Annotated in this window: 17 protein-coding genes; 8 read left to right on the forward strand and 9 right to left on the reverse strand. The window is 68.9% G+C overall.

Features of this window, described 5'->3' with window-relative positions:
- Positions 1 to 143: 143 nt before the first annotated feature.
- A complete protein-coding gene (locus AC1RU4_RS14285) occupies positions 144 to 2414 on the forward strand; it encodes a lytic transglycosylase domain-containing protein (RefSeq protein WP_492891760.1) in 2271 nt (756 codons plus the stop codon).
- 105 nt (positions 2415 to 2519) lie between these two features.
- Here AC1RU4_RS14285 and AC1RU4_RS14290 read toward each other — a convergent pair whose 3' ends face one another.
- The 4 genes from AC1RU4_RS14290 to AC1RU4_RS14305 form a co-directional block, all read right to left on the reverse strand.
- Positions 2520 to 2657 carry a hypothetical protein gene (locus AC1RU4_RS14290; protein ID WP_492891761.1) on the reverse strand — a complete coding sequence of 46 codons (138 nt, stop codon included), beginning with the start codon at positions 2655 to 2657 and terminating at the stop codon, positions 2520 to 2522.
- Positions 2658 to 2663: 6 nt separating this feature from the next.
- The gene (locus AC1RU4_RS14295; protein ID WP_492891865.1) at positions 2664 to 4769 is read right to left on the reverse strand and encodes a flagellar motor protein MotB; all 2106 of its coding nucleotides are present in this window, start codon (positions 4767 to 4769) and stop codon (positions 2664 to 2666) included.
- Between the two features lie 129 nt (positions 4770 to 4898).
- Positions 4899 to 6158, reverse strand: a complete 1260-nt coding sequence (locus AC1RU4_RS14300) for an aminopeptidase (protein WP_492891762.1) — start codon at positions 6156 to 6158, stop codon at positions 4899 to 4901.
- A gap of 141 nt (positions 6159 to 6299) precedes the next feature.
- Positions 6300 to 6956: a nucleoside 2-deoxyribosyltransferase gene (locus AC1RU4_RS14305; RefSeq protein ID WP_492891763.1), complete on the reverse strand. Its 657-nt coding sequence runs from the start codon at positions 6954 to 6956 to the stop codon at positions 6300 to 6302.
- Between the two features lie 158 nt (positions 6957 to 7114).
- Here AC1RU4_RS14305 and AC1RU4_RS14310 point away from each other — a divergent pair, with 158 nt between their 5' ends.
- Positions 7115 to 7987, forward strand: a complete 873-nt coding sequence (locus AC1RU4_RS14310) for a hypothetical protein (protein ID WP_492891764.1) — start codon at positions 7115 to 7117, stop codon at positions 7985 to 7987.
- Between the two features lie 7 nt (positions 7988 to 7994).
- Here the strand turns inward: AC1RU4_RS14310 and AC1RU4_RS14315 are convergent, their stop codons facing one another.
- The 3 genes from AC1RU4_RS14315 to AC1RU4_RS14325 form a co-directional block, all read right to left on the reverse strand.
- Positions 7995 to 8759, reverse strand: coding sequence for an HpcH/HpaI aldolase family protein (locus tag AC1RU4_RS14315; RefSeq protein WP_492891765.1), 765 nt, complete (start codon positions 8757 to 8759; stop codon positions 7995 to 7997).
- Positions 8760 to 8798: 39 nt separating this feature from the next.
- Positions 8799 to 10553, reverse strand: a complete 1755-nt coding sequence (araD, locus tag AC1RU4_RS14320; RefSeq protein ID WP_492891766.1) for an L-arabinonate dehydratase — start codon at positions 10551 to 10553, stop codon at positions 8799 to 8801.
- Positions 10554 to 10847: 294 nt separating this feature from the next.
- Complete coding sequence (locus tag AC1RU4_RS14325; RefSeq protein WP_492891767.1) at positions 10848 to 11852, reverse strand: Bug family tripartite tricarboxylate transporter substrate binding protein; 1005 nt, start codon at positions 11850 to 11852, stop codon at positions 10848 to 10850.
- Between the two features lie 169 nt (positions 11853 to 12021).
- Here AC1RU4_RS14325 and AC1RU4_RS14330 point away from each other — a divergent pair, with 169 nt between their 5' ends.
- Positions 12022 to 12726, forward strand: a complete 705-nt coding sequence (locus AC1RU4_RS14330) for a GntR family transcriptional regulator (protein ID WP_492891768.1) — start codon at positions 12022 to 12024, stop codon at positions 12724 to 12726.
- Here AC1RU4_RS14330 and AC1RU4_RS14335 read toward each other — a convergent pair whose 3' ends face one another.
- Together AC1RU4_RS14335 and AC1RU4_RS14340 are read right to left on the reverse strand one after the other, a co-directional pair.
- Positions 12727 to 13635 (reverse strand): dihydrodipicolinate synthase family protein, encoded by a 909-nt coding sequence (locus AC1RU4_RS14335; RefSeq protein WP_492891769.1) that lies wholly within the window; start codon positions 13633 to 13635, stop codon positions 12727 to 12729.
- Between the two features lie 12 nt (positions 13636 to 13647).
- Positions 13648 to 15132, reverse strand: coding sequence for an aldehyde dehydrogenase (locus AC1RU4_RS14340; RefSeq protein WP_492891770.1), 1485 nt, complete (start codon positions 15130 to 15132; stop codon positions 13648 to 13650).
- 196 nt (positions 15133 to 15328) lie between these two features.
- Between AC1RU4_RS14340 and AC1RU4_RS14345 the strand changes: the two genes are divergently transcribed.
- The 5 genes from AC1RU4_RS14345 to AC1RU4_RS14365 all read left to right on the forward strand — a co-directional run bounded on the left by AC1RU4_RS14345 (position 15329) and on the right by AC1RU4_RS14365 (position 19939).
- Positions 15329 to 15952 carry a cupin domain-containing protein gene (locus AC1RU4_RS14345; protein WP_492891771.1) on the forward strand — a complete coding sequence of 208 codons (624 nt, stop codon included), beginning with the start codon at positions 15329 to 15331 and terminating at the stop codon, positions 15950 to 15952.
- 131 nt (positions 15953 to 16083) lie between these two features.
- Positions 16084 to 16941, forward strand: a complete 858-nt coding sequence (locus AC1RU4_RS14350) for an ABC transporter permease (protein WP_492891772.1) — start codon at positions 16084 to 16086, stop codon at positions 16939 to 16941.
- Positions 16938 to 17744, forward strand: coding sequence for an ABC transporter permease (locus AC1RU4_RS14355; RefSeq protein ID WP_492891773.1), 807 nt, complete (start codon positions 16938 to 16940; stop codon positions 17742 to 17744). The genes AC1RU4_RS14350 and AC1RU4_RS14355 overlap by 4 nt, the downstream gene beginning before the upstream one ends.
- Positions 17741 to 18832, forward strand: coding sequence for an ABC transporter ATP-binding protein (locus AC1RU4_RS14360; protein WP_492891774.1), 1092 nt, complete (start codon positions 17741 to 17743; stop codon positions 18830 to 18832). The genes AC1RU4_RS14355 and AC1RU4_RS14360 overlap by 4 nt, the downstream gene beginning before the upstream one ends.
- Before the next feature lie 39 nt (positions 18833 to 18871).
- Positions 18872 to 19939, forward strand: coding sequence for an ABC transporter substrate-binding protein (locus AC1RU4_RS14365; protein WP_492891775.1), 1068 nt, complete (start codon positions 18872 to 18874; stop codon positions 19937 to 19939).
- Positions 19940 to 19960: the final 21 nt, after the last annotated feature.

Here is a 19960-nt window from a genome sequence, read left to right on the forward strand (position 1 = left end):
AATGCACGGATCACAATACGCGTGAGCCGCTTGTGGTTAGCACTTCGTCAATGAGATCGCGAGACAACTGGAACGGACACGGGCCCATTCGGGGATCGTACGCGTCACGCTGGCCGCGTCTGTTTTTGGGAGTGCGTTAGGCCATGAGCCTCGAACTGCATCGCCGTTTCGGCTTCGCTCTACCCGTTGCCGCCAGCTTGCTGCTCGTGACGACCGCTTCCTTTGTGCCTGCGCACGGCGCCGAGACCACATCGGCACCCAAGCCGCCGCAAAAGCCCAAGGCCGGCGCGAAGACGGCTTCGGCATCCACGGCCAAGCCGGCCCAGAAGACGGCATCTAAACCCGCCGCCAAGCAGGCCGCTGCGAAGCCGGCGCCCAAGCCGGCCGCCGCCGCGCCGGCGAAAAAGCCGCAGATCGCGGTGCCGTCGAGCGGCGCGACCTTCACCGCCGCTTCGGCCGCCGCCGGCGCGTCGATCCTGTCCTCGGCTTTCGCCTCGACGCCCGGCTACTCGTCCGACCTCAAGCAGGCCGTCGAACTCGTCGAGAAGGGTAACGCCGCCGACGCCCTCGCCATGGCCGACCGCATGCGCGACCCCGGCGCCCAGGCTCTGGTCCGCTGGCTCGCCCTGCGGGTGACCGCCCGCGACGTCGGCTTCGACCGGGCGGTGGCGATCCTGCGCGCCCACCCGACCCTGCCGACCCCGGTGGTGCTGCGCCGCCGCCTCGAATACCTGCTCTATGTCGAGAACAAGGACCCGGCGACCATCACCGCCTTCTTCGCCGAGCAGCGCCCCTATTCCGGCGAAGGCAAGATCGCCCTTGCCCGCGCCATGTTCGCCAATGGCGACCGCGCCAACGGCACCGCCTGGCTGCGCGACGCCTGGCACAACGATCCGATGTCCTCGGACGTCGAATCGACCGTCGTGGTCGAGTTCGGTGGCGTGCTGACCCGCGCCGACCACAAGTATCGCGCCGACAAGATGATCTATAACGAGGATGCCGAGCGCGGCCTGCGCGCCGCCGAGCGCGCCGGTCCCGACGTCATGGCATTGGCCAGGGCGCGGATCGCGTTGTTCGACAAGAAGACCGGCGATGCTACCAAGCTGCTGGCCAATGTGCCGGCATCGCTGCGTTCGGACCCGGCCTATCTCTACGCCCTCGCCAAGATCCAGCGCCGCGCCGGCGACGATGCCGCCGCCGCCCGCACGCTGTCGGCGGCGCCGAAGGATCCCAATCTGCTGATCGATCCCGACGAATGGTGGATCGAGCGCCGCCTGGTCTCCCGCGAACTGCTCGACGCCGGCGACGCCAAGACCGCCTACAAGATCGCCCGCGAGACGGTAACGCCGGAAAACGAGCATTACGTCGCCGACGCGCAGTTCACCGCCGGCTGGATCGCCCTGCGCTTCCTCGGCGACGCCCGTACCGCGCAGCAGCACTTCGCCCGCATCCCGGAAGGCCAGACCCACCCGGCAACGGTCTCGCGCGGCTATTATTGGCAGGGCCGCGCCTGGGAGGCGCTCGGCAGCACGGCCAATGCCCGTGCGCAGTACGAGCTCGCCGCACGCTACACCTCGGCCTATTATGGCCAGCTGGCGCGCGCGCGTGTCGGCCGCCCCGAAGTGACGGTGCGCGCCGCGCCGCCGGCAAGCGCCACCCAGCGCGCCGCCTTCGCCCGCGACGAAGGCGTGCAGATCTTCCGGCTGCTGCAGAAGCTCGACAAGACGGCGCTGACCGTGGCCCTCGCCTACGATCTCGCCGAACGCCTGCCCGACGCGGCCTCGGTCGGCATGCTGGCCGAAGTCGCCCGCGCCGATGGCGACGCACGCACCATGACCGTTATCGGCAAGGTCGCGCTCGGGCGCGGCATGCCGCTGGAGGCCGAGGCTTTCCCGACCATCGGCGTCCCCCGATACCAGCCGATCACCGAGGACGTCGACCGTGCGCTGGTCTTCGCGATCACCCGCCAGGAAAGCATGTTCAACGCCTCGGCGGTCTCCAGCGCCGGCGCGTCGGGGCTGATGCAGGTGATGCCGGCGACCGGCCGCACCATCGCCAGCCGCACCGGCGCCCGGCTCGATCCGGCCCAGCTGCGCACCAACCCGACGGTGAATGTGCAGTTCGGCGCCGCCGAGCTCAGGGCGCTGCTCGACAATTACCAGAACAACTACGTGCTGACCTTCGCCGGCTACAATGCCGGCCGGGGCAATGTGGCGAAGTGGATCGCCCAATATGGCGACCCGCGCGACCCCAGCGTCGATCCGATCGACTGGGTGGAGCGCATCCCGTTCTCCGAGACCCGCAACTATGTTCAGCGGGTGATGGAGAACGCCCAGGTCTACAAGGCCCGCTTCGGCTCGCACAGCGCCCTGCAGATCGAGGCGGACCTGCGCGGCGCGCGGGGGGTGGACTGAACGAGGCTCAGCGCCGACTAAAGCTTCGGCGAAGCCAGCAGCCGGCGCCGCAACCCACGGCATAGGCGACGAACAGCAGCAGCGCGGTATCGACGGCGAAGGCGGTCATGGTGCAGCCTTCGCCTTGTCGTCGCTCGCCGACGCTCGGCGGCGGGGCGCGCAGCCGCTCATCCATCCGGTGACGAGGCCGATCGCCGCGGCGCCGAGCAGGTAGGGCCACAATTCGAGTGCGAGAAATCCCATCGGCCCCTACCTTACGATGAGCACGATACCGCCACCGGCATCGGTGCGGCTATCCGTCGCCTGAGCCGCGAGCGTGCCGATCGGGCCGACCCAGAGCCGGTCCGGCAAGATGCCGGCCTCGGCGAGATAGTCGACGACCGCCCTGGCCCTGGCCGCCGCCTGGTCCGGCTCGATATCGGCCGGAGCGACGCTGATCTCGATGGCGACGTCGGGACAGCCGGCGGCGACCGACGCCACCCGGTCCAGCAGCCCGTGACTGATCGGGTCGAGGCGTTCGCTCGCCCCCACGAAGACGATGCTGCCGCGGTCCAGCAGGGCGGCAACCGCCTTGCGACAGGCATCGCGATCCAGCATCTCGCGGCGCACGACGACGTCGAGCCCGAGATCGACCGCGAATCCGGCCGGCATCTCCCGCTTGAGGGTTTCGCCGATGGCGGCGACTGCCGCGCTGTGAAAGGCGGTGCCGGTGAGGCGCAGCTTGCGGTCGTCCAGGCGCAACTCCCCGCTTTCGAGACGGGCGAGTTCACGCAGCGCCAGCTCGACGGCCGCCTCGAAACCATCCGGCGCGCCCTGCGCCAGCGCCGATACGTCATTGATGGCAAGACCGGGAAAGTAGCGCTTGGCCGCATCGACGATGAGCGCATGAGCCTGCGACGTCGGGTAGAAGCCGGAGACCGTCAGCCCCTCCCCGTCCCTGCGCATGCCGAACACATAGGGCGCCACCACCGGCGGGCGCACGTCGCTCTGCAGTGCGAAACCCTTCGGCACGGCATCGGTCAACGCCGTGCTGACCGCCGCATAGGCCGCCGAATCCACCGCCTCGCCGGAGATCGTGAGCATGGTGCCGAGCCCGCGCACCGACCCCGCCCGCAGCCGCGCCAGCTGGGCGATGCCGAACGCCGTCGCGCTCGCCCATGCCTCGGCCGGCGGACCGCCGGCGGCGATGCGCATCTCGTCGCTCACCGGCAGTCCGGGGAAACCGGCGCGCACCGCGTCGAGCGCCAGCTTCTTGGCGCTTTCGGAGGGCGCAAAGCCGGTAAGCCGCAACCCGCCGGCACCGTTCAGCACGCCCCAGATGAAGGGGGTGACCGTCGGCGCCTCGACCGCGAAGCGGGTGAGCGTATAGCCCTCCGGCACGTTGCGCCGCGCGCCGGCCAGCGCGTCATAGGCGGCGAAGTCCGGCGCGGTGCCGTCGATCGAAATGGTGGTACCGGACAGCGAGACCTTGCCATCCGGCAGCCGGCCGAGCTGGTCGAGCGCGAAGGCCACGGCCTTCAGCCAGCCCTGCGTCGGCGGCGAGCCGTCGGCGAGGCGCAGCTGGTCGGAAATGGCCGCACCCGGCACCGCGCTGCGCACCAGGTCGAGCAGAGACCGCCTCGCATCGCCGAGCGGGATATAGCCGGAGAGCTTCACCCCGTCGCTCTCGCGCTCGGCCGACCAGACGAAGGGCGCCACTGCCGGCGGCAGCACGGCGAAGCGGGCAAGTTCGAAATCCGCCGGCAATTCGCTGCGCACCGTCACTTCCAGCGCGTCATAGGTGGCGAAATCGGGTGCACGTCCCTCGATGGAAAAGGAATTGTCGGAAATGGTGACCCGGCCGGACGGCATCTTGGCCAATTGCTCGATGCCGAAGATCACCACGCCGGCGAAATCGCCGGCCGCAACGCCCCGGGCCCGGGTGAGCTCCTTCTCGCCGGTCACCACCACGCCGGGCGCCATCTTCGCCGCCGCTTCGGCAATGCGGCTGCGCGCCCAGCGGGAGGGCACATAACCGGCCAGGTGCAGCTTCGAGCCGTCGCGGACCACCGAGAAGGTGAAGGGCCGGCGCTCCGGCAGCAGCGTGGTGCGGTCGTCGATGCTGCGTACGCCGGACAGCGCCGCGAGTTCGGCACGGACCTTGACCCGCGCCTCCTCCGACAGCGCCTCGCCTTCGAGGCGCGCGTCGCGCCCGTCGAAGCTCGCATGCGCCCAGGATTCGCCGATGGCGACCAGCAACGCCTCCGCCCGGCTACCGAGGTCCTGCTCGGTCGGCACGCGCGCGAAATAGACCGCCGCCGCAACCAGCAGCACGAGGGCGGGCAAGCCTTTCCACCAGGCGCGCCAGCGACACATCACGTCAGGTCTCCCGATTCGCGAAGGCGGCCCGACAACCGCGAACGCAGCACGAGTTCATCACAGTTCACCGGCATCAGGAAGCAGCACCATGGCCGTACCGCATCGCCCTCGCCAGCCGGGCCGGGATCATACCCATTCGCCCCGCCGCATCACCGGCTCGGACGACCCGTCGACGCCGATGCCGTCGACATCCACTTCGCCCGACCCGATCATCCAGTCGATATGGATCAGGCTGGAATTGGCGCCGCGCGCCGCCAGCTCCTCCGGCGACAGATCGGCGCCGTTGATGAAGCACTTGGAATAGGACTGGCCGAGCGCGATGTGGCTGGAGGCGTTCTCGTCATATAGGGTGCTGAAGAACAATAGGCCGCTCTTGGAGATCGGCGAGGAATGCGGCACCAGCGCCACCTCGCCGAGACGGCGCGAGCCCTCGTCGGTGTCCAGCACCTTCGAGAGAATGTCGAGCCCGGTGGCGGCATGGGCCTCGACGATGCGCCCTTCCTCGAACGTCACCGCGATGTCCTTGATGAGCGTGCCCTGATAGGCGAGCGGCTTGGTGCTCGATACATGCCCGTTCACCCGCAGCTTGTGCGGGGTGGTGAACACTTCCTCGGTCGGGATATTGGCGTTGCAGACGACGCCGTTCTTGGCGACCGAGGCGCCGCCGGCCCATTCGTGCTCGTCGGCGAGGCCTACCGTCAAATCGGTGCCCGGCCCCTGGAAGCGCAACGCCGAGAAGCGCTTGCCGTTCAACAGGGCCGTGCGCGTGCTGAGCTCGGCATTATGCGCGTTCCAGGCCGCGACGGGATCGTGCGTGTCGACCCGCGAGGCGGCGAAGATGGCGTGCCAGAGCTTGGCGACCGCGATGTCCTCCGGGTCGTCAGGGAACATCGCCCTGGCCCAGGCCGGCGAGGCGTAGGAGACGATGGTCCAGTTGATATCGAATCCGGCGATCAGCGACAGCGCCGGCATATAGGCCTTCGAGCGGGCCCGGTTGGCGCGGGCGACCTTCTCGGGATCTTCATGCGCCAGCAGCGAGGGATTCTCGCCGGCGATGGCGAGGCGGGCCGCGCCGCCCTTGAACGCATTGGCCATGCCCTCGTAGAGCCAGCCCGACGCGGTATCGAAGCTCGAATCCGTCGCGTGGTGGAATCGCATCAGCGCCGCCTCCTCGTCGGAGAACAGCGTCGTCACCAGCGTGGCGCCGGCCTTGTAGGCATGCTCGGTGATGCGCCGTACCAGCGGCAGCGCGTCGAGCGAGGCGGTGATCACCAGTTCCTGGCCCGGTTTGAGGCCGAGACCGACCTGGACGGCGACCTGTCCCAGCCGGTCGAGCAGTTCCTCATGCGAAAAGGTTTCTATGGGAACGCCTGCATGCCTGGTCATCGTCGTCTCCGGGTCGGGGCGGTCGGGCCGCGTGCGTGCCGGCATGAAGGAACCTGCGAGGCGCCCCGTCAAGACCGGCAGAGCGCCGGCGGTCGTTCCGGGGCGGGATCCGACAATGGCGAACCCAGCGCCCGCCTGGTCTCACCAGCCGACCAGCCAGTCGACGACCGACCCGGCTGCGAGCGCGACGGCAAGGCTGACCGCAATCGCCGCCAGCACCATGATGCGGGTGCGGCGGTGAATCGCCCGGTGCCGTTCCAGCGCCTGCCGCCTGCCGGTAGCCGTCGAGAGTGTCGCCACGGCCGCCACAATAGCGTCTTCCGGCCGTCGATGCACCGTCTCGCCGTCGCGAACGATCATCAGGTTCTCCGGCTTGGCGAAATCCTCGATCAGATGGCCGTCGGCGTCCCGCAGCGCGCCATGGCGCGGATCCGCTTCTATGCGCTGCGCGAGGGGGCGAGGATCGTTCGACCAGAGGAAGACCGGCCGGCCGATCGCCTCGGCATAGCCGATCTCGAAGGCGGTGCCGGGGTCCATATGGGCGCCGCGGAACGGGCTGATATTGGCGATCACCGCGTCGGCGCGATGGATGAGGACGATGCAGCCGGCGCGGATGGCGTCGGCGGAGGGCGGCTCGGCCGTCTCCTGCAAGGGATAGAGGCCGAGCGCGCCATGCTGCGCGCAGAGTACCTGCAATCGCTCACCCTCCTCCACGGCATCCGGCCGGAACACCTCGGGACCGGCGAGATAGAGGCTCGGCAGCGACGGAGCGGGCGCGGAACGATCGGCTTTCGGCATGCAGCGTCCCTGTCGTGAAGATCTGCTGCCGTCCTTATACGCACCGCGGCCCGCCCGGCAATCGCGGCAAGGCGTGCGGAGGTGGTGCTTACCCCGCTCCCGCAATTCGGATACATGCAGATGCAACAGGGCCGCTCCGCCCATGGGAGACTGGAGAGATGACAGACAAGCGCGAGCCCTCCTTCGATCAAGGTGCAGCGCCGGCCGACGTGCCCGCCGCCGGTACCGACAAGCCGCGCGTCCCCGCCCCCGCGCCGCGCCCGGCGCGCAGCGGCCGCACGCCGCCGGAGGAGCCGGAGGCGTTTCATCGCTGGATCGAGATCGAGAAGCTCAAGGTCGAGCTGAAGCGGCTGGAATTCGACGCGCAGCACCTGCAGGCCGCCGCCGAGCCCGCCTCCAACATCCTCGGCTATGCCACGCTGGCGCTGATCGCCGCCGTCGCCGGCATGCTGATCTATGTCGTGGCGACGCTGGTTCCGCTGCGCGAGGAGGTCTCCCGCCTGCGGGCGGCGCAGGCTGTGGCGCCCGCCGTGACGGCCGTCGCGCCCGCTCCGGCGCCGCAGATCGCCCAGGCGCCCGCTGCGCAACCTCCTGCAGAAACAGCGAAATCCGACGCACCGCCGCCTGAGGCGGCAACGCCTGCGCCCGCCTCCGAGCCGGCCGCCGCACCTGCCGAGACCGCGCCGGTCAACGCCGCCCAGAACCCGCCGCCTGCCGCGACGCCGGCGCCGGTCACCTATACGGTGCGCATCTTCGCCACCGCCTCGGCGGACAAGGGGAAGCTGGAGCGCTTCGCCAATGTCGCCAGGGCGGCGGGATTCACCGTCGACGTCTCGGCGGCGGAGGTGTTCCAGCCGCTGCGCAACGCGATCTCCTATCATCCCTCGGTGACGGATGCCGCCAACAGGCTCGCCAGGGCGCTGCAAGCCAAGTATCCCGGCATCAATCTCGATAGCCGCGCGTCGCCATCCATCACCGACTACGCGAAAAACACGTTGATCCTCAACATCATGGACGACGCGATCAACTGATCGCGCCTCACGGCTTGAACCGGCGCCTGAGCGCCTCCGAGCCGCGCGCCAGCAGGCCGGCATCGGAGCCGACGGCGGTGAACAGGCATCCAGCCTCAATGTAGCGCTTCGCCAGGCCCTCGTCGCCGGTGAGGATTCCGGCCCGGTTTCCGGCCTGACCGATGCGACCGATGAGGTGTACGATGAGCCCGACGACAGCCTCGTTTCCCTGGTCGCCGAGATAGCCGATGGCGGCCGAGAGGTCACCCGGCCCGATGAACACCCCGTCCACCCCCGGCACCGCGCAGATCGCCTCCAGATTGTCCACGCCGCGCTGGGATTCGATCTGCACCAGCACGCAGATCTCCTCATGGGCGCGCGTGTAGTAGTCCGGCACCCGGCCGAAGCGGGACGAGCGCGCCGTGGCGGCGAAGCCGCGCACCCCCTCCGGCGGATAGCGGGTATAGGAGACGGCGGCGGTGGCCTCCTCGGCGGTCTCGACCATCGGGATGAGGAAGCTCTGCACCCCGGCATCGAGGAAGCGCTTCACCCAGATCGGGTCGTTGACCGGCGGACGCACGATCGGCTGCACCCGGTTCTCCATGCAGGCCTGCAGCTGGCACAGCACCATCGGCAGCTCGTTGGGCGAGTGCTCGGTGTCGAGGAGCAGCCAGTCATAGCCGGAGCCGGCGAGGATCTCGACGGAGATGTGGCTGGCGAGGCTGCACCACAGGCCGATCTGCTGCTCGCCGGCATGGAGGCCGCGCTTGAAGTGGTTGACGGGCAGGTCCAAGGGATCAGTCCTTCCGATAAATCGCGCCGATGGATGGCGCTAGAAGATCGAGGGTTCGCCGACGGGAGCGCCGAACGAGGTTTTCAGGAAGTCGAAATCGCAGCCGAGATGCGCCTGCTCGATATGCTGGGAGAACATCCAGCCATAGCCGCGCTCGTAATGCGGCGCCGGCGGCGTCAGCGCCGCCCGGCGGCGGGCGAGCTCCTCGGCGTCCACCTTCATGTCGATGCGGCGGGCCGGCACGTCGACGCTGACGAGATCGCCGGTGCGCAGCAGCGCCAGCGGGCCGCCGACATAGCTCTCCGGGGCGACATGCAGGATGCAGGCGCCATAGCTGGTGCCGCTCATCCGCGAGTCGGAGAGGCGCAGCATGTCGCGCACCCCCTGCTTCACCAGCTTCTTCGGAATCGGCAGCATGCCCCATTCCGGCATGCCCGGCCCGCCCAGCGGCCCGGCATTGCGCAGCACCAGCACGTGGTCGGGCGTGACGTCGAGAGTCTCGTCGTCAATGGCCGCCTTCATGCTCGGGTAGTCGTCGAAGACCAGCGCCGGGCCGGTATGCACCAGCAGATGCGGGGCGCAGGCGCTCGGCTTGATGACGCAGCCGTCCGGCGCCAGGTTGCCGCGCAGTACCGCCAGCGCGCCCTCGGCATAGATCGGGTTCTCGACGGTGCGGATGACGTCGTCATTATAGACGGTGGCGCCGGCGATGTTCTCGCCGACCGTGCGGCCGGAGACGGTGAGCGCATCGAGATGCAGCAGGTCGCCGAGCCGGTTCATCAGCGCCGGCAGGCCGCCGGCGAAGTAGAAATCCTCCATCAGATAGGCGTCGCCGCTGGGGCGCACATTGGCGATGACCGGCACGATGCGGCTGGCGCGGTCGAAATCGTCGAGGCGGATATCGACCCCGGCGCGGCGCCCTTGCGCAATCAGATGGATGATGGCGTTGGTGGAGCAACCCATCGCCATGGCGACGGCGATGGCGTTCTCATAGGCCGGGCGGGTCTGGATGCGGGCCGGGACGAGGTCCTCCCACACCATCTCGACGATGCGCCGGCCGCAGGCGGCGGCCATGCGGTTATGCCCGGCATCGGCCGCCGGTATCGAGGTGGCGCCGGGCAGCGTCATGCCGAGCGCCTCGGCGATGGCGGTCATGGTGCTCGCCGTTCCCATGGTCATGCAATGGCCGAAGGAGCGGGCAATGCCGCCCTCGATCTCGTTCCACGCCTTCTCGTCGATATTGCCGGCGCGGCGCTCGTCCCAGAACTTCCAGGCATCCGAGCCGGAGCCGAGGGTCTTGCCCTTCCAGTTGCCGCGCAGCATCGGCCCGGCCGGCATGAAGACGGCCGGCACCCCGGCGCTCGTGGCCCCCATGAGCAGCGCCGGGGTGCTCTTGTCGCAGCCGCCCATCAGCACCGCGCCGTCGATCGGATGGGCGCGGATGCCCTCCTCCACCTCCATGGCGAGGAAGTTGCGGTAGAGCATGGAGGTCGGCTTGAGGAAGGTCTCGGAGGCCGAATGCACCGGCAGCTCCAGTGGGAAGCCGCCGGCCTGCAGCACGCCGCGCTTCACATCCTCCACCCGTTCCTTGAAATGGCCGTGGCACGGGTTGAAGTCCGACCAGGTGTTGAGGATGCCGATGACCGGCTTGCCGACCCAGTCCTCCGGCGCGTAGCCCATCTGCCGCAGGCGCGAGCGATGGCCGAAGCTACGCAGGTCGTCATGGGCGAAATAACGGGCGCTGCGCAGCGTTTCGGGAGTCTTCACGGTCGGGATCTTCGGATGGGCGTTCATGAGGCACCTGTGGAGGAGCGGCGGTCGGTCGGGGGAGTGAGGGCTGCCGGCAAGGGCGGCGCCCTTAAGCTGCTTGGAGGCCCGGCTGCGCCGGGCATCTCGGCATGACGGGTTTTGAATCATGAGCCACGGAACGCGCCCGTCAGATTGAAAGCGTACCCCTGTTTTCCCTCTCCCCGACGGGGAGAGGTGGCCCGCGAAGCGGGTCGGTGAGGGGGACTCGCCAGCGGAAGCAAAGAGCCCCTCACCCCGGCCCTCTCCCCGACGGGGAGAGGGAGAAGACCCGCCGTTTCATCACTGCGTCGCGATGTTGCCGGCGCTGACGACCTGCCGCCAGCGGGCTTCCTCGGCCGCCTGGAAGGCGGCGAACTGCTCGGGCGTGCTGGCGACCACCTCGAAGCCCATCTCGTTGAACTTCGCCTTCACCGCGGGATCGGCGAGGCCGGCGGCCATGGACTTCACCACCCTGGCCCTGACGTCGGCCGGCAGGCCCTTGGGCGCGGCGGCGGCCTGCCAGGAATAGACTTCCAGCCCGCCGACCCCGGCTTCCTTCATGGTCGGCACGTCCGGCAGCACCGGGTTGCGCTCGGCGGCGGTGACGCCCAGCACCTTCAGCTTGCCGGCCTTGATGTGGCTCGCCACCGAGCCGAGATTCTGGAACGAGACGTCGGCATGGCCGGCGATCAGGTCGCCAATGGCCGGGCCGCCGCCCTTGTAGGGCACATGGATGCCGGTGGTGCCGGTCTTCTGCCAGAACAAGGCCGCGGTGAGATGGTCCGACGAGCCGACGCCCGAGGAGGCGAAGGTGACCTTGTCCGGGTTCTTCTTCAGATAGTCGACGAGTTCCTTCACCGAACCCACCGGGAAATTCGGGTTGGCGACCAGCACGTTGGGCGTGCGCACCGCCACGGTGACCAGGTCGAAATCCTTCTTCGGGTCATAGCCGAGCGCGGGGTTCAGCGCCGGATTGATGGCGAACACGCCGATCGAGCCGACCAGCAGCGTGTAGCCGTCCGGCGGCGAATTCTTCACATGCTGGGCGCCCGTCGCGCCGTTGGCGCCGGGGCGGTTGTCGATGACCACCGGCTGGCCCAGCGTCTCCGGCATTTTCGAGGCGACGAGGCGCGCGGTGGAATCCGACGCGCCGCCGGGCGGGAACGGCACCACGATGGTGAGCGGCCGGTCGGGATAGGTGTCGGCGGCAGCCGGCACGGCGATGCCGGCGACCGCCGCGAGCGCGGCCACCGAGGCGACGAGCGAGCGGCGGGATATCGAGCGAGAAGAGCGCGAGCGGGACATGTTTCCTCCTGTTCGTCCGTCTGGACCGGGTGGAGGCGGGCCGTTGGCGCGGCCGTGTCGCCTCCCCTGCATTCCCGTCTGGTGCGGGACCGGCGCTTCGGCGCCGTTGACACACTAAAGCGCTAATGCATCAGTGAAGTCAACACGCGGCTGCTGTAGGATCGGCCTCATGAACATCACCGCGATTCCACGCCCCTCCCGCGACCCGCACCGCCATGCGGCGCCGCAGGTGTTCGACTATCTGCGCGAGCGCATCGTCAACCTGGAACTGCCGCCGGGGGCGCTGATCTCGCGCGCCGAGCTGCAGGACCTGTTCGGCTTCTCCTCGACGCCGGTGCGCGACGCGCTGCTGCGGCTGCAGGAGGAATCGCTGGTGGAGATCTTCCCCCAGCACGCCACGGTGGTGAGCCCGATCGATCTGAGGCTCGCGCGGCAGGCGCAGTTCCTGCGCCGCTCCATCGAGCAGGAGGCGGTGCGGACCATCGCCCTGATGCCGGCGGCCGAGCGGGCGCCGGTGACGGCGCGGCTGGAGACCGCCATCGAGATCCAGGCGGCGCTGCTCGGGCGCGGCGACCTCGAGGCCTTCCACGTCGCCGACCGCGACTTCCACAAGCTGTTCTTCGACGCCGTGGGGGTGCCGGACCTGTGGCTGATGGCGCGCCGGCATGCCGGCCATATCGACCGCATCCGCCGGCTGCACCTGCCGATCCCCGGCAAGGCCGAACAGGTGATCGCCGACCACCGCGCCATCGTCGCCGGCATCGCGGCCGGCGATGTCGAGGCGGCGCAGGCGGCGCTGCGGCTGCACCTGTCGAAGTCGCTGGCCTTCACGCCGGACCTCAGGGCGCGCTGGCCGGATTATTTCCGCGACTGATCAGCCGGCGGGCTTCAGCATGCCTTCGGCGATCAGCGCGTCGAGCGCGCTGGCGAGCCGCGCCGCCGCCGCCGCCGACAGCGCACCGACCGGCGGCAGCGAGGTGCCGATCGGCAGGCCGATATGGGCGAAGGCGCGGCGCACCGCTTCCGGGAACTGCTCGGCGAACAACGCGTCCATCAGCGGGTTCAGCCGCCCCTGCATCGCCAGCGCCTCGGCAACGCGCCCCGATTGCGCCAGCGCCTGCACCTCGCCCCAATAGCCCGGCAGCAGCGCGGCGGAGGTGAGCACGCCGCCTTTGGCGCCGAGCATCACCTGCTGCACGAACAGCGTGTCCTGGCCGGAGAGCAGGCTGAAATCCGCGTCGATCAGCTTCGAGAGCTGGTCGAGATGATAGAGGTCGGTGTTGGATGCCTTGATGCCGACGATGAGTCGCTCCTGCGCCATGCGGGCGATGGTGGCCGGCGCGGTGACGACATGGGCGCGGAACGGGTTGTCGTAATACAGGATCGGCAGCTTCAATTCCGGCGCCAGCGCCCGGAAATAGCGCAGCACGCCGTCCTGGTCGGTGCGGGCGTAATAGGGCGGGATCACCATCAGCCCGTCGGCGCCGGCGGCGCGGTACGCCCGCCCGGTATCCACCGCCCCGCCGAAGCCGGGATCGAGCACGCCGCCGATCACCGGCACCCGGCGGGCCGCCACCGCGACGGTGACCTCCATCACCCGCCGGCGGGTCTCGAAGCCGAGCGAGGTCGCCTCGCCGGTGCCGCCGAGCGGGACCAGCCCGGAGGCGCCGCGGGCGATCTGGTAGTCGACGAGACGCTCCAGGGCCGGCTCGTCCAGCGAGAAATCGGCCTTGAGCGGGGTCGGAAAGGCGGGGATCAGCCCGCGGAACATCGGTTCGCCCATGGCGCGTCTCCCTCAGCCCAGATGGATCCAGGTGGCCTTCAGCTCGGTATATTTCTCCAGCGCATGCAGCGACTTGTCGCGTCCGAAGCCGGACTGCTTGAAGCCGCCGAACGGCGAGGAGATGTCGCCGTGGTCGAAGCAGTTCACCCACACGACGCCGGCCCGCAGCGCCGACGACGCCTTGAACGCCTTGGCGATGTCGCGGGTCCACACCGCCGCGGCGAGGCCGTAGCTGGTGTCGTTGCCGATGCGGATCGCCTCGTCGACATCGCTCGCCGCCAGCGTCGCCAGCACCGGCCCGAAGATCTCCTCGCGGGCGATGGTCATGTCGCTGGTGACGCCGTCGAACAGGGTCGCCTCAATGAAGCAGCCCTCCGAGGCGAGGCGCCGGCCGCCGAGGCGCAGCGTGGCGCCCTCCGCCTCGCCGGTCGCGATATAGGCCATCACCCGCTCGGTCTGTTTCGCGTCGACCATGGCGCCCATCTCGGTCGCCGGATCGAGCGGGTCGCCGAGCCGGATGGCGCCGCCGACCGCGATGACCTTCTCGACCACCTCGTCCTTGACGCTCTCCTCGACGATCAGGCGCGAGCCGGCGTTACACACCTCGCCCTGATTGTAGAAGATGCCCCAGGCGGCGGCGGTGGCGGCGGCATCGAGGTCCGGCGCGTCGGCGAGGATGATGTTCGGGCTCTTGCCGCCGCATTCGAGCCCGACCCGCTTGAGGTTCGACTGACCGGAATATTGCATGAAATACTTGCCGACCTCGGTGGAGCCGGTGAAGGCGACCGCGTCGACGTCCATGTGCAGGCCGAGCGCCCGGCCGGCGGTCTCGCCGAAGCCGGGCAGCACGTTGAACACCCCGTCGGGAATGCCGGCCTCCGCCGCCAGCTCGCCGAGCCTGATGGCGGTGAGCGGCGACTGCTCGGCCGGCTTGAGGATCACCGAATTGCCGGCGGCCAGGATTGGGCCGAGCTTCCACGCCGCCATCAGCAGCGGGAAGTTCCACGGCACCACCGCCGCCACCACGCCGAGCGGCTCGCGGCGGATCAGCGACACCGCGCTGGAGGCGGTCGGGGCGATCTCGTCATACACCTTGTCGATGGCCTCGGCGTACCAGTCGATGCACTGGGCCGAGAGCGGCAGGTCGACGGCGAGGCTGTCGCGGATCGGCTTGCCCATGTCGAGCGTCTCGATCAGCGCCAGTTCTTCCGTGTGAGCGGAGATGAGGTCGGCGAAGGCCTTGAGCCGCTTCTTGCGATCGCGCGGCGCCATGCGCGACCAGGCGCCGGACTCGAAGGCCGCCCGCGCCACCCTCACCGCGTGGTCGACATCCCCGGCCTCGCAGGCGGCGACCGCCGCCAGCGGCCTGCCGGTGGCGGGATTGACGCAGTCGAAGGTCCTGCCGGACAGCGCCGGCACGTAGCGGCCGCCGATGAAGGCGCGGCCATTCAGGGAAAGCGACGCGGCGCGCGCGTGCCAATCGATCGAAGCGGGCATGATGACTTTCCGAAACCGGCGGCGGTGCGCCCAAACATGCGTCCATGATAGGAGCTCGGGCCGGGGTCCTCCAGCCAAATTTTTGGATTTCTGAAAATTGGTTTGGCTTCTTCATGAGATGCCGCTATCCGTGTAGGCTGTGAAAGCCCGCGGGAACGATCGCGGGCAGCGATGGAACAGTGGACGCGCCCGATCGATGCCGCACATCAAGACCGTCGACGACAGCGCAGCGCGATCCCAGAACGGCACGGCCCATTCCGACGACGAAACCCAGAAGCTGGGGCGGCGGATTCGTGATCTGCGGTCCAAGGCCGGCATGACGCTATCCGACCTCGCCAAGGCCACCGGCGTGTCGATCGGCACGCTGTCCCAGCTCGAACGCGGCCTCGTCTCGCCGACGGTGCGCACCGTCTACACCGTCGCCAACGCGCTCGGCGTGATGCCGGCCTGGCTGATCGACCCCTCGCAAATGCCGGCCCGCACGGCCGAAAGCCGTTATATCGTCAGGGCCGGGCAACGCTCGCGCCTGCTCGACATCGACGGCATCCGCAAGGACATCGCCTCGCCGGCGGCCAGCGAGCGGCTGCGCGGCTTCTTCATGGTGATCCAGCCCGGCTGCACCTCCGGCGCCCAGCCCTATTCGCACAAGGGCGAGGAGATCGGCTTCCTGCTCTCCGGCTCGCTGGAGCTGCAGATCGACGGCGAGACCTTCAGCCTCAACGAGGGCGACTGCTTCGCCTTCTCCAGCGAGATCCCCCACCAATTCGCGAATCTCGGCGCCCGCCCGGCCTCGGTGTTCTGGGTCAACGCCAATATTTAGCGCGTTCAGATTTCAGAATTTTGAAATCTCACATTGCGCTTCCGAAAACCCGCTGCCATAGTTTCGCGGTTCGCCGACGGGGAGCCACGAGGGTTTTCCGCCGCGCCACGGAACGCAGGGACGCGCCGCCATTGGCCCATTCACCTTCCGCATCCGATCTCGGCCGCTGGTCGGCGCTGCTCCTGCTGGCGCCGCTGACGCTGCTGATGCTGGCGATGCTGCTCTATCCGCTGGCGCTGACGGTGTGGACCAGCGTCTATGACGGCTCGCTGTCGCTCCGGGCCTATGCCGAGCTCGCCACCAGCACGCTGTTCCTGAAAGTGCTGCGCAACACCTTCGAGATCGCCATTGCCGGCACGCTGGTGAGCCTGCTGTTCGGCTATCCGGTGGCGATGCACCTCGCCGCCCAGCCGCCGAGCCGGCGCACCGCCTATCTCATCATGGTGATGCTGCCGTTCTGGACCAGCATCCTGGTCAAGAGCTTCGCCCTCGTCGCGGTGTTCGGCAACCAGGGGCTGATCAACCAGTTCCTCGGCTTCGTCAGCGGCGGCCAGATCAACCTGCCGATGATGTTCAACCGCGTCGGCGTGATCCTCGGCATGATCAATTTCCTGCTGCCCTTCATGATCCTCTCGATCCTCGGCAGCCTGCTCGCGCTCGACCGCACGCTGATCCTCGCCGCCGAGACCATGGGCGCCGGGGCGCTGCGCATCTTCTGGAAGATCACCCTGCCGCTCAGCCTGCCCGGCGTGATCGCCGGGGTGCTGATCAACATCACCCTGTCGATCGGCATGTACATCACCCCCGCCCTGCTCGGCGGGCGGCAGGACATGATGGTGGCCAACCTCGTCGACTTCTACACCCGCCAGACGCTGGACTGGACCGCCGCCTCCGCCACCGCCGTGGCGCTGCTGGCGATATCCGGCCTGCTGGTCGCCCTGCTCGGCCGGGTGCGCGGCGCCGCCGGATTGTCGGGAGCGGCGGCATGAACGCGCTGTTCGGCTCCAGCCGCCTCGCCCGCGTCCTCGTCTCGGCGGCGGCGTGGGCCTGCTATGTCTTCCTCGTGGTGCCGAGCCTCGTCGTCATCCCGATCTCGTTCGGCAATCCGGGCCAGATCGAGTTCCCGCCGCGCCAGTTCACGCTGGAGCTCTACCGCCAGTTCTTCACCGATGCCGCCTGGTGGGGCTCGATGGTGCAGAGCCTCGTCGTCGCCACCGCGACGACGCTGCTGGCGCTGGTGCTGGCGGTGCCGGCGGCCTATGCGCTCGCCCGCTCGAACCTGCCGGGACGCGGTGCGCTGCGCGGCCTGTTCATGATGCCGATGCTGGTGCCGGTGATCGTGCTCGGCCTCGGGCTGTATCTGCAATTCGCCAATTGGGGCCTGCTCGACACCACGGCCGGCATCGTGCTGGCGCATGTCATGCTGACCACGCCCTATATCATGGTGTCGGTGATGTCCGGCCTGCACCATTCCGACAAGGCGCTGGAGACGGTGGCCGCGATCATGGGCGCCTCGCGCCCGACCATCTTCTTCCGCGTGGTGCTGCCGCAGCTCAAGCCCGCCATCGCGGTGGGGGGGCTGTTCGCCTTCCTGATGTCGCTCGACGAGGTGGTGGTGGCCTATTTCCTCACCGGCACCAATGCGATGACGCTGCCGGTCAAGATGTACTCCTCCATCCGCTGGGAGCTGACCCCGGTGCTGGCGGCGGTCTCGACGCTGCTCACCGTGCTGTCGCTGCTGATCGCGCTCGGCATCATCGCCCTGCAGCGCAAGACCGAGGCCCGCTCATGAATGCCCCCGCCCCCGCCATGGTCGAGCTCCAGGGCGTCGCCAAGCGCTATGGCGACGTCGCGGCGCTGCACCGCATCGACCTGTCCATCGCCAGGGGCGAGTTCGTCACCCTGCTCGGCCCCTCCGGCTCCGGCAAGTCGACGCTGCTCAACCTCATCGCCGGCATGGTCGCGCCGAGCTCGGGCCGCATCGTCATCGACGGGCGCGACGCCACCACGCTGCCGACCAACCGGCGCGGCCTCGGCATGGTGTTCCAGAACTACGCGCTGATGCCGCACATGACGGTGTTCGAGAACATCGCCTTCCCGCTGCAGGTGCGGCAGGTGCCCAAGCACGAGATCGCGCGCCGGGTGGCGCAGGTGCTCGACCTGATCCAGCTCGGCCATGTGGCTGGCCGCCGGCCGCGCGAGCTTTCCGGCGGCCAGCAGCAGCGCATCTCGCTGGCGCGCTGCATCGTCTACAACCCGGCGCTGATCCTGATGGACGAGCCGCTCGGCGCGCTCGACAAGAAGCTGCGCGAGCAGATGCAGCTGGAGATCAAGCGCCTGCACGCCGAGCTCGGCATCACCATGCTCTACGTGACGCACGACCAGGACGAGGCGCTGACCATGTCCGACCGCATCGTGCTGATGAATGGCGGCCGCATCGAGCAGCAGGGCGCGCCGGAAGCGCTGTATTTCAAGCCGGAGACGGTGTTCTCGGCCGAGTTCATCGGCTCGTCGAACCTGATCCCCGGCACGGTGGCGATCGGCGCCGACGGCACCTATGCGCTGGCAACCGCCTTCGGCCGGCTGGACGTGCCGGCGCCGGAGCGGGCGATGGCGGCCGGCGAGAGGGCGGTGCTGCTGGTGCGCCCGGAGAACATGCAGCTCACCGACCGCGCCGGGGCGTCGAGCATCCCCGGAAAGCTCGAGGATTCGATCCTGCTCGGCGGCGTGGTGCGGCATTTCCTGCGCTGCGCCGACGGCACGACCCTGGTCGTGCAGGAACTCAACCAGCCCGGCCGCCCCGGCGCCCGCCGCGGCGAGGAGGTGCGCGCCGCCTGGCAGCCGGGGCATGGCCGCCTGCTGCCGCCGCCGCCGAACTGAGCCTTACCGATCCAGCCATAAAAACAGGGGAACGTGCTTATGACCAAGATGACCTTCTCGACGTCGCGGCGCGGCCTGCTGCGCGGCGGTGCCGCCGGCCTCGCCGGGCTGATCGCCGCTCCCGCGGTATTCACCGGCCGGGCGGCCGCGGCCGACACCACGCTCACCGTCACCTCCTGGGGTGGCGACTACAACAAGTCGGTGCGCGAGGTGTTCGCCGACCCGTTCACCAAGGAGACCGGCATCGCGGTGACGCTGGTCGACAATGGCGACATGGCCAAGGTGAAGGCGCAGGTGCAGGGCAATGCCGTGCAGTGGGACGTGATCGACGCCCCCGCCGCCTTCGCCACCTCCGGCGCCCGCGACAAGCTGTGGGAACCGCTCGACATGTCGATCGTCAAGCCCGGCCCGCTGGTCGCCCAGCCGGCGGCGGACTACATGCCGATGTATCTCTATAGCGGCGGCCTGCTGTGGGATTCCAAGCGCACCCCGGACGGCAAGCACCCGGTGGATTTCGCCGGCTTCTACGATTTCGAGAAGTTCCCCGGCCGCCGGGTGATGCGCTCGCTCGCCTCGGAGACGCTGGAAGTGGCGCTGGTCGCCGACGGCGTGGCGCCGAAGGACCTCTATCCGCTCGACGTCGAGCGCGCCTTCAGGGCGCTCGACCGCATGAAGCCGCACGTCTCCAAATGGGCGGCGACCACGCCGGACCAGGTGAACGCGGTGGTGCAGAACGAGGGCGACTTCTCCTACAGCTACTTCAACCGCGTGAAGAGCGCGCAGAAGGCCGGCGCGCCGCTCGCCTTCTCCTTCGAGCAGACGGTGAACTCGCTCGACTATTTCGCGGTGCCGAAGGGCACGAAGAACAAGGAAGCGGCGATGCGCTTCATCGATTTCTGCCTCAAGCCCGACCGCCAGGTGGCCTGGGCGGTGCGCGGCTATTACCTGCCCAACAGCGTCGCCGCCATGGACGAGGTGAAGGCCTCGCCCGCCGGCGATTTCCTGCCCGACCTTACCAATGGCAAGAACGTCATCGTGAACTCCCAGTGGTGGGGCGAGAACTATACCGCCATGCAGAAGCGCTACGCCGAGTGGATGCTGACCTGAATTCGGCGTGACCCCGCCCCG

The organism is Ancylobacter sp. GW821-FHT10E12 (genome assembly GCF_058809335.1).

What these genes read in the sequence shown, in the direction of transcription:
- AC1RU4_RS14285 (WP_492891760.1), top strand. Translation starts at nt 144, where the DNA reads ATGAGCCTCGAACTGCATCGCCGTTTCGGCTTCGCTCTACCCGTTGCC.
- AC1RU4_RS14290 (WP_492891761.1), bottom strand. Translation starts at nt 2,657, where the DNA reads ATGGGATTTCTCGCACTCGAATTGTGGCCCTACCTGCTCGGCGCCGCG.
- AC1RU4_RS14295 (WP_492891865.1), bottom strand. Translation starts at nt 4,769, where the DNA reads ATGTGTCGCTGGCGCGCCTGGTGGAAAGGCTTGCCCGCCCTCGTGCTG.
- AC1RU4_RS14300 (WP_492891762.1), bottom strand. Translation starts at nt 6,158, where the DNA reads ATGACCAGGCATGCAGGCGTTCCCATAGAAACCTTTTCGCATGAGGAA.
- AC1RU4_RS14305 (WP_492891763.1), bottom strand. Translation starts at nt 6,956, where the DNA reads ATGCCGAAAGCCGATCGTTCCGCGCCCGCTCCGTCGCTGCCGAGCCTC.
- AC1RU4_RS14310 (WP_492891764.1), top strand. Translation starts at nt 7,115, where the DNA reads ATGACAGACAAGCGCGAGCCCTCCTTCGATCAAGGTGCAGCGCCGGCC.
- araD (WP_492891766.1), bottom strand. Translation starts at nt 10,553, where the DNA reads ATGAACGCCCATCCGAAGATCCCGACCGTGAAGACTCCCGAAACGCTG.
- AC1RU4_RS14325 (WP_492891767.1), bottom strand. Translation starts at nt 11,852, where the DNA reads ATGTCCCGCTCGCGCTCTTCTCGCTCGATATCCCGCCGCTCGCTCGTC.
- AC1RU4_RS14330 (WP_492891768.1), top strand. Translation starts at nt 12,022, where the DNA reads ATGAACATCACCGCGATTCCACGCCCCTCCCGCGACCCGCACCGCCAT.
- AC1RU4_RS14335 (WP_492891769.1), bottom strand. Translation starts at nt 13,635, where the DNA reads ATGGGCGAACCGATGTTCCGCGGGCTGATCCCCGCCTTTCCGACCCCG.
- AC1RU4_RS14340 (WP_492891770.1), bottom strand. Translation starts at nt 15,132, where the DNA reads ATGCCCGCTTCGATCGATTGGCACGCGCGCGCCGCGTCGCTTTCCCTG.
- AC1RU4_RS14345 (WP_492891771.1), top strand. Translation starts at nt 15,329, where the DNA reads ATGCCGCACATCAAGACCGTCGACGACAGCGCAGCGCGATCCCAGAAC.
- AC1RU4_RS14355 (WP_492891773.1), top strand. Translation starts at nt 16,938, where the DNA reads ATGAACGCGCTGTTCGGCTCCAGCCGCCTCGCCCGCGTCCTCGTCTCG.
- AC1RU4_RS14360 (WP_492891774.1), top strand. Translation starts at nt 17,741, where the DNA reads ATGAATGCCCCCGCCCCCGCCATGGTCGAGCTCCAGGGCGTCGCCAAG.
- AC1RU4_RS14365 (WP_492891775.1), top strand. Translation starts at nt 18,872, where the DNA reads ATGACCAAGATGACCTTCTCGACGTCGCGGCGCGGCCTGCTGCGCGGC.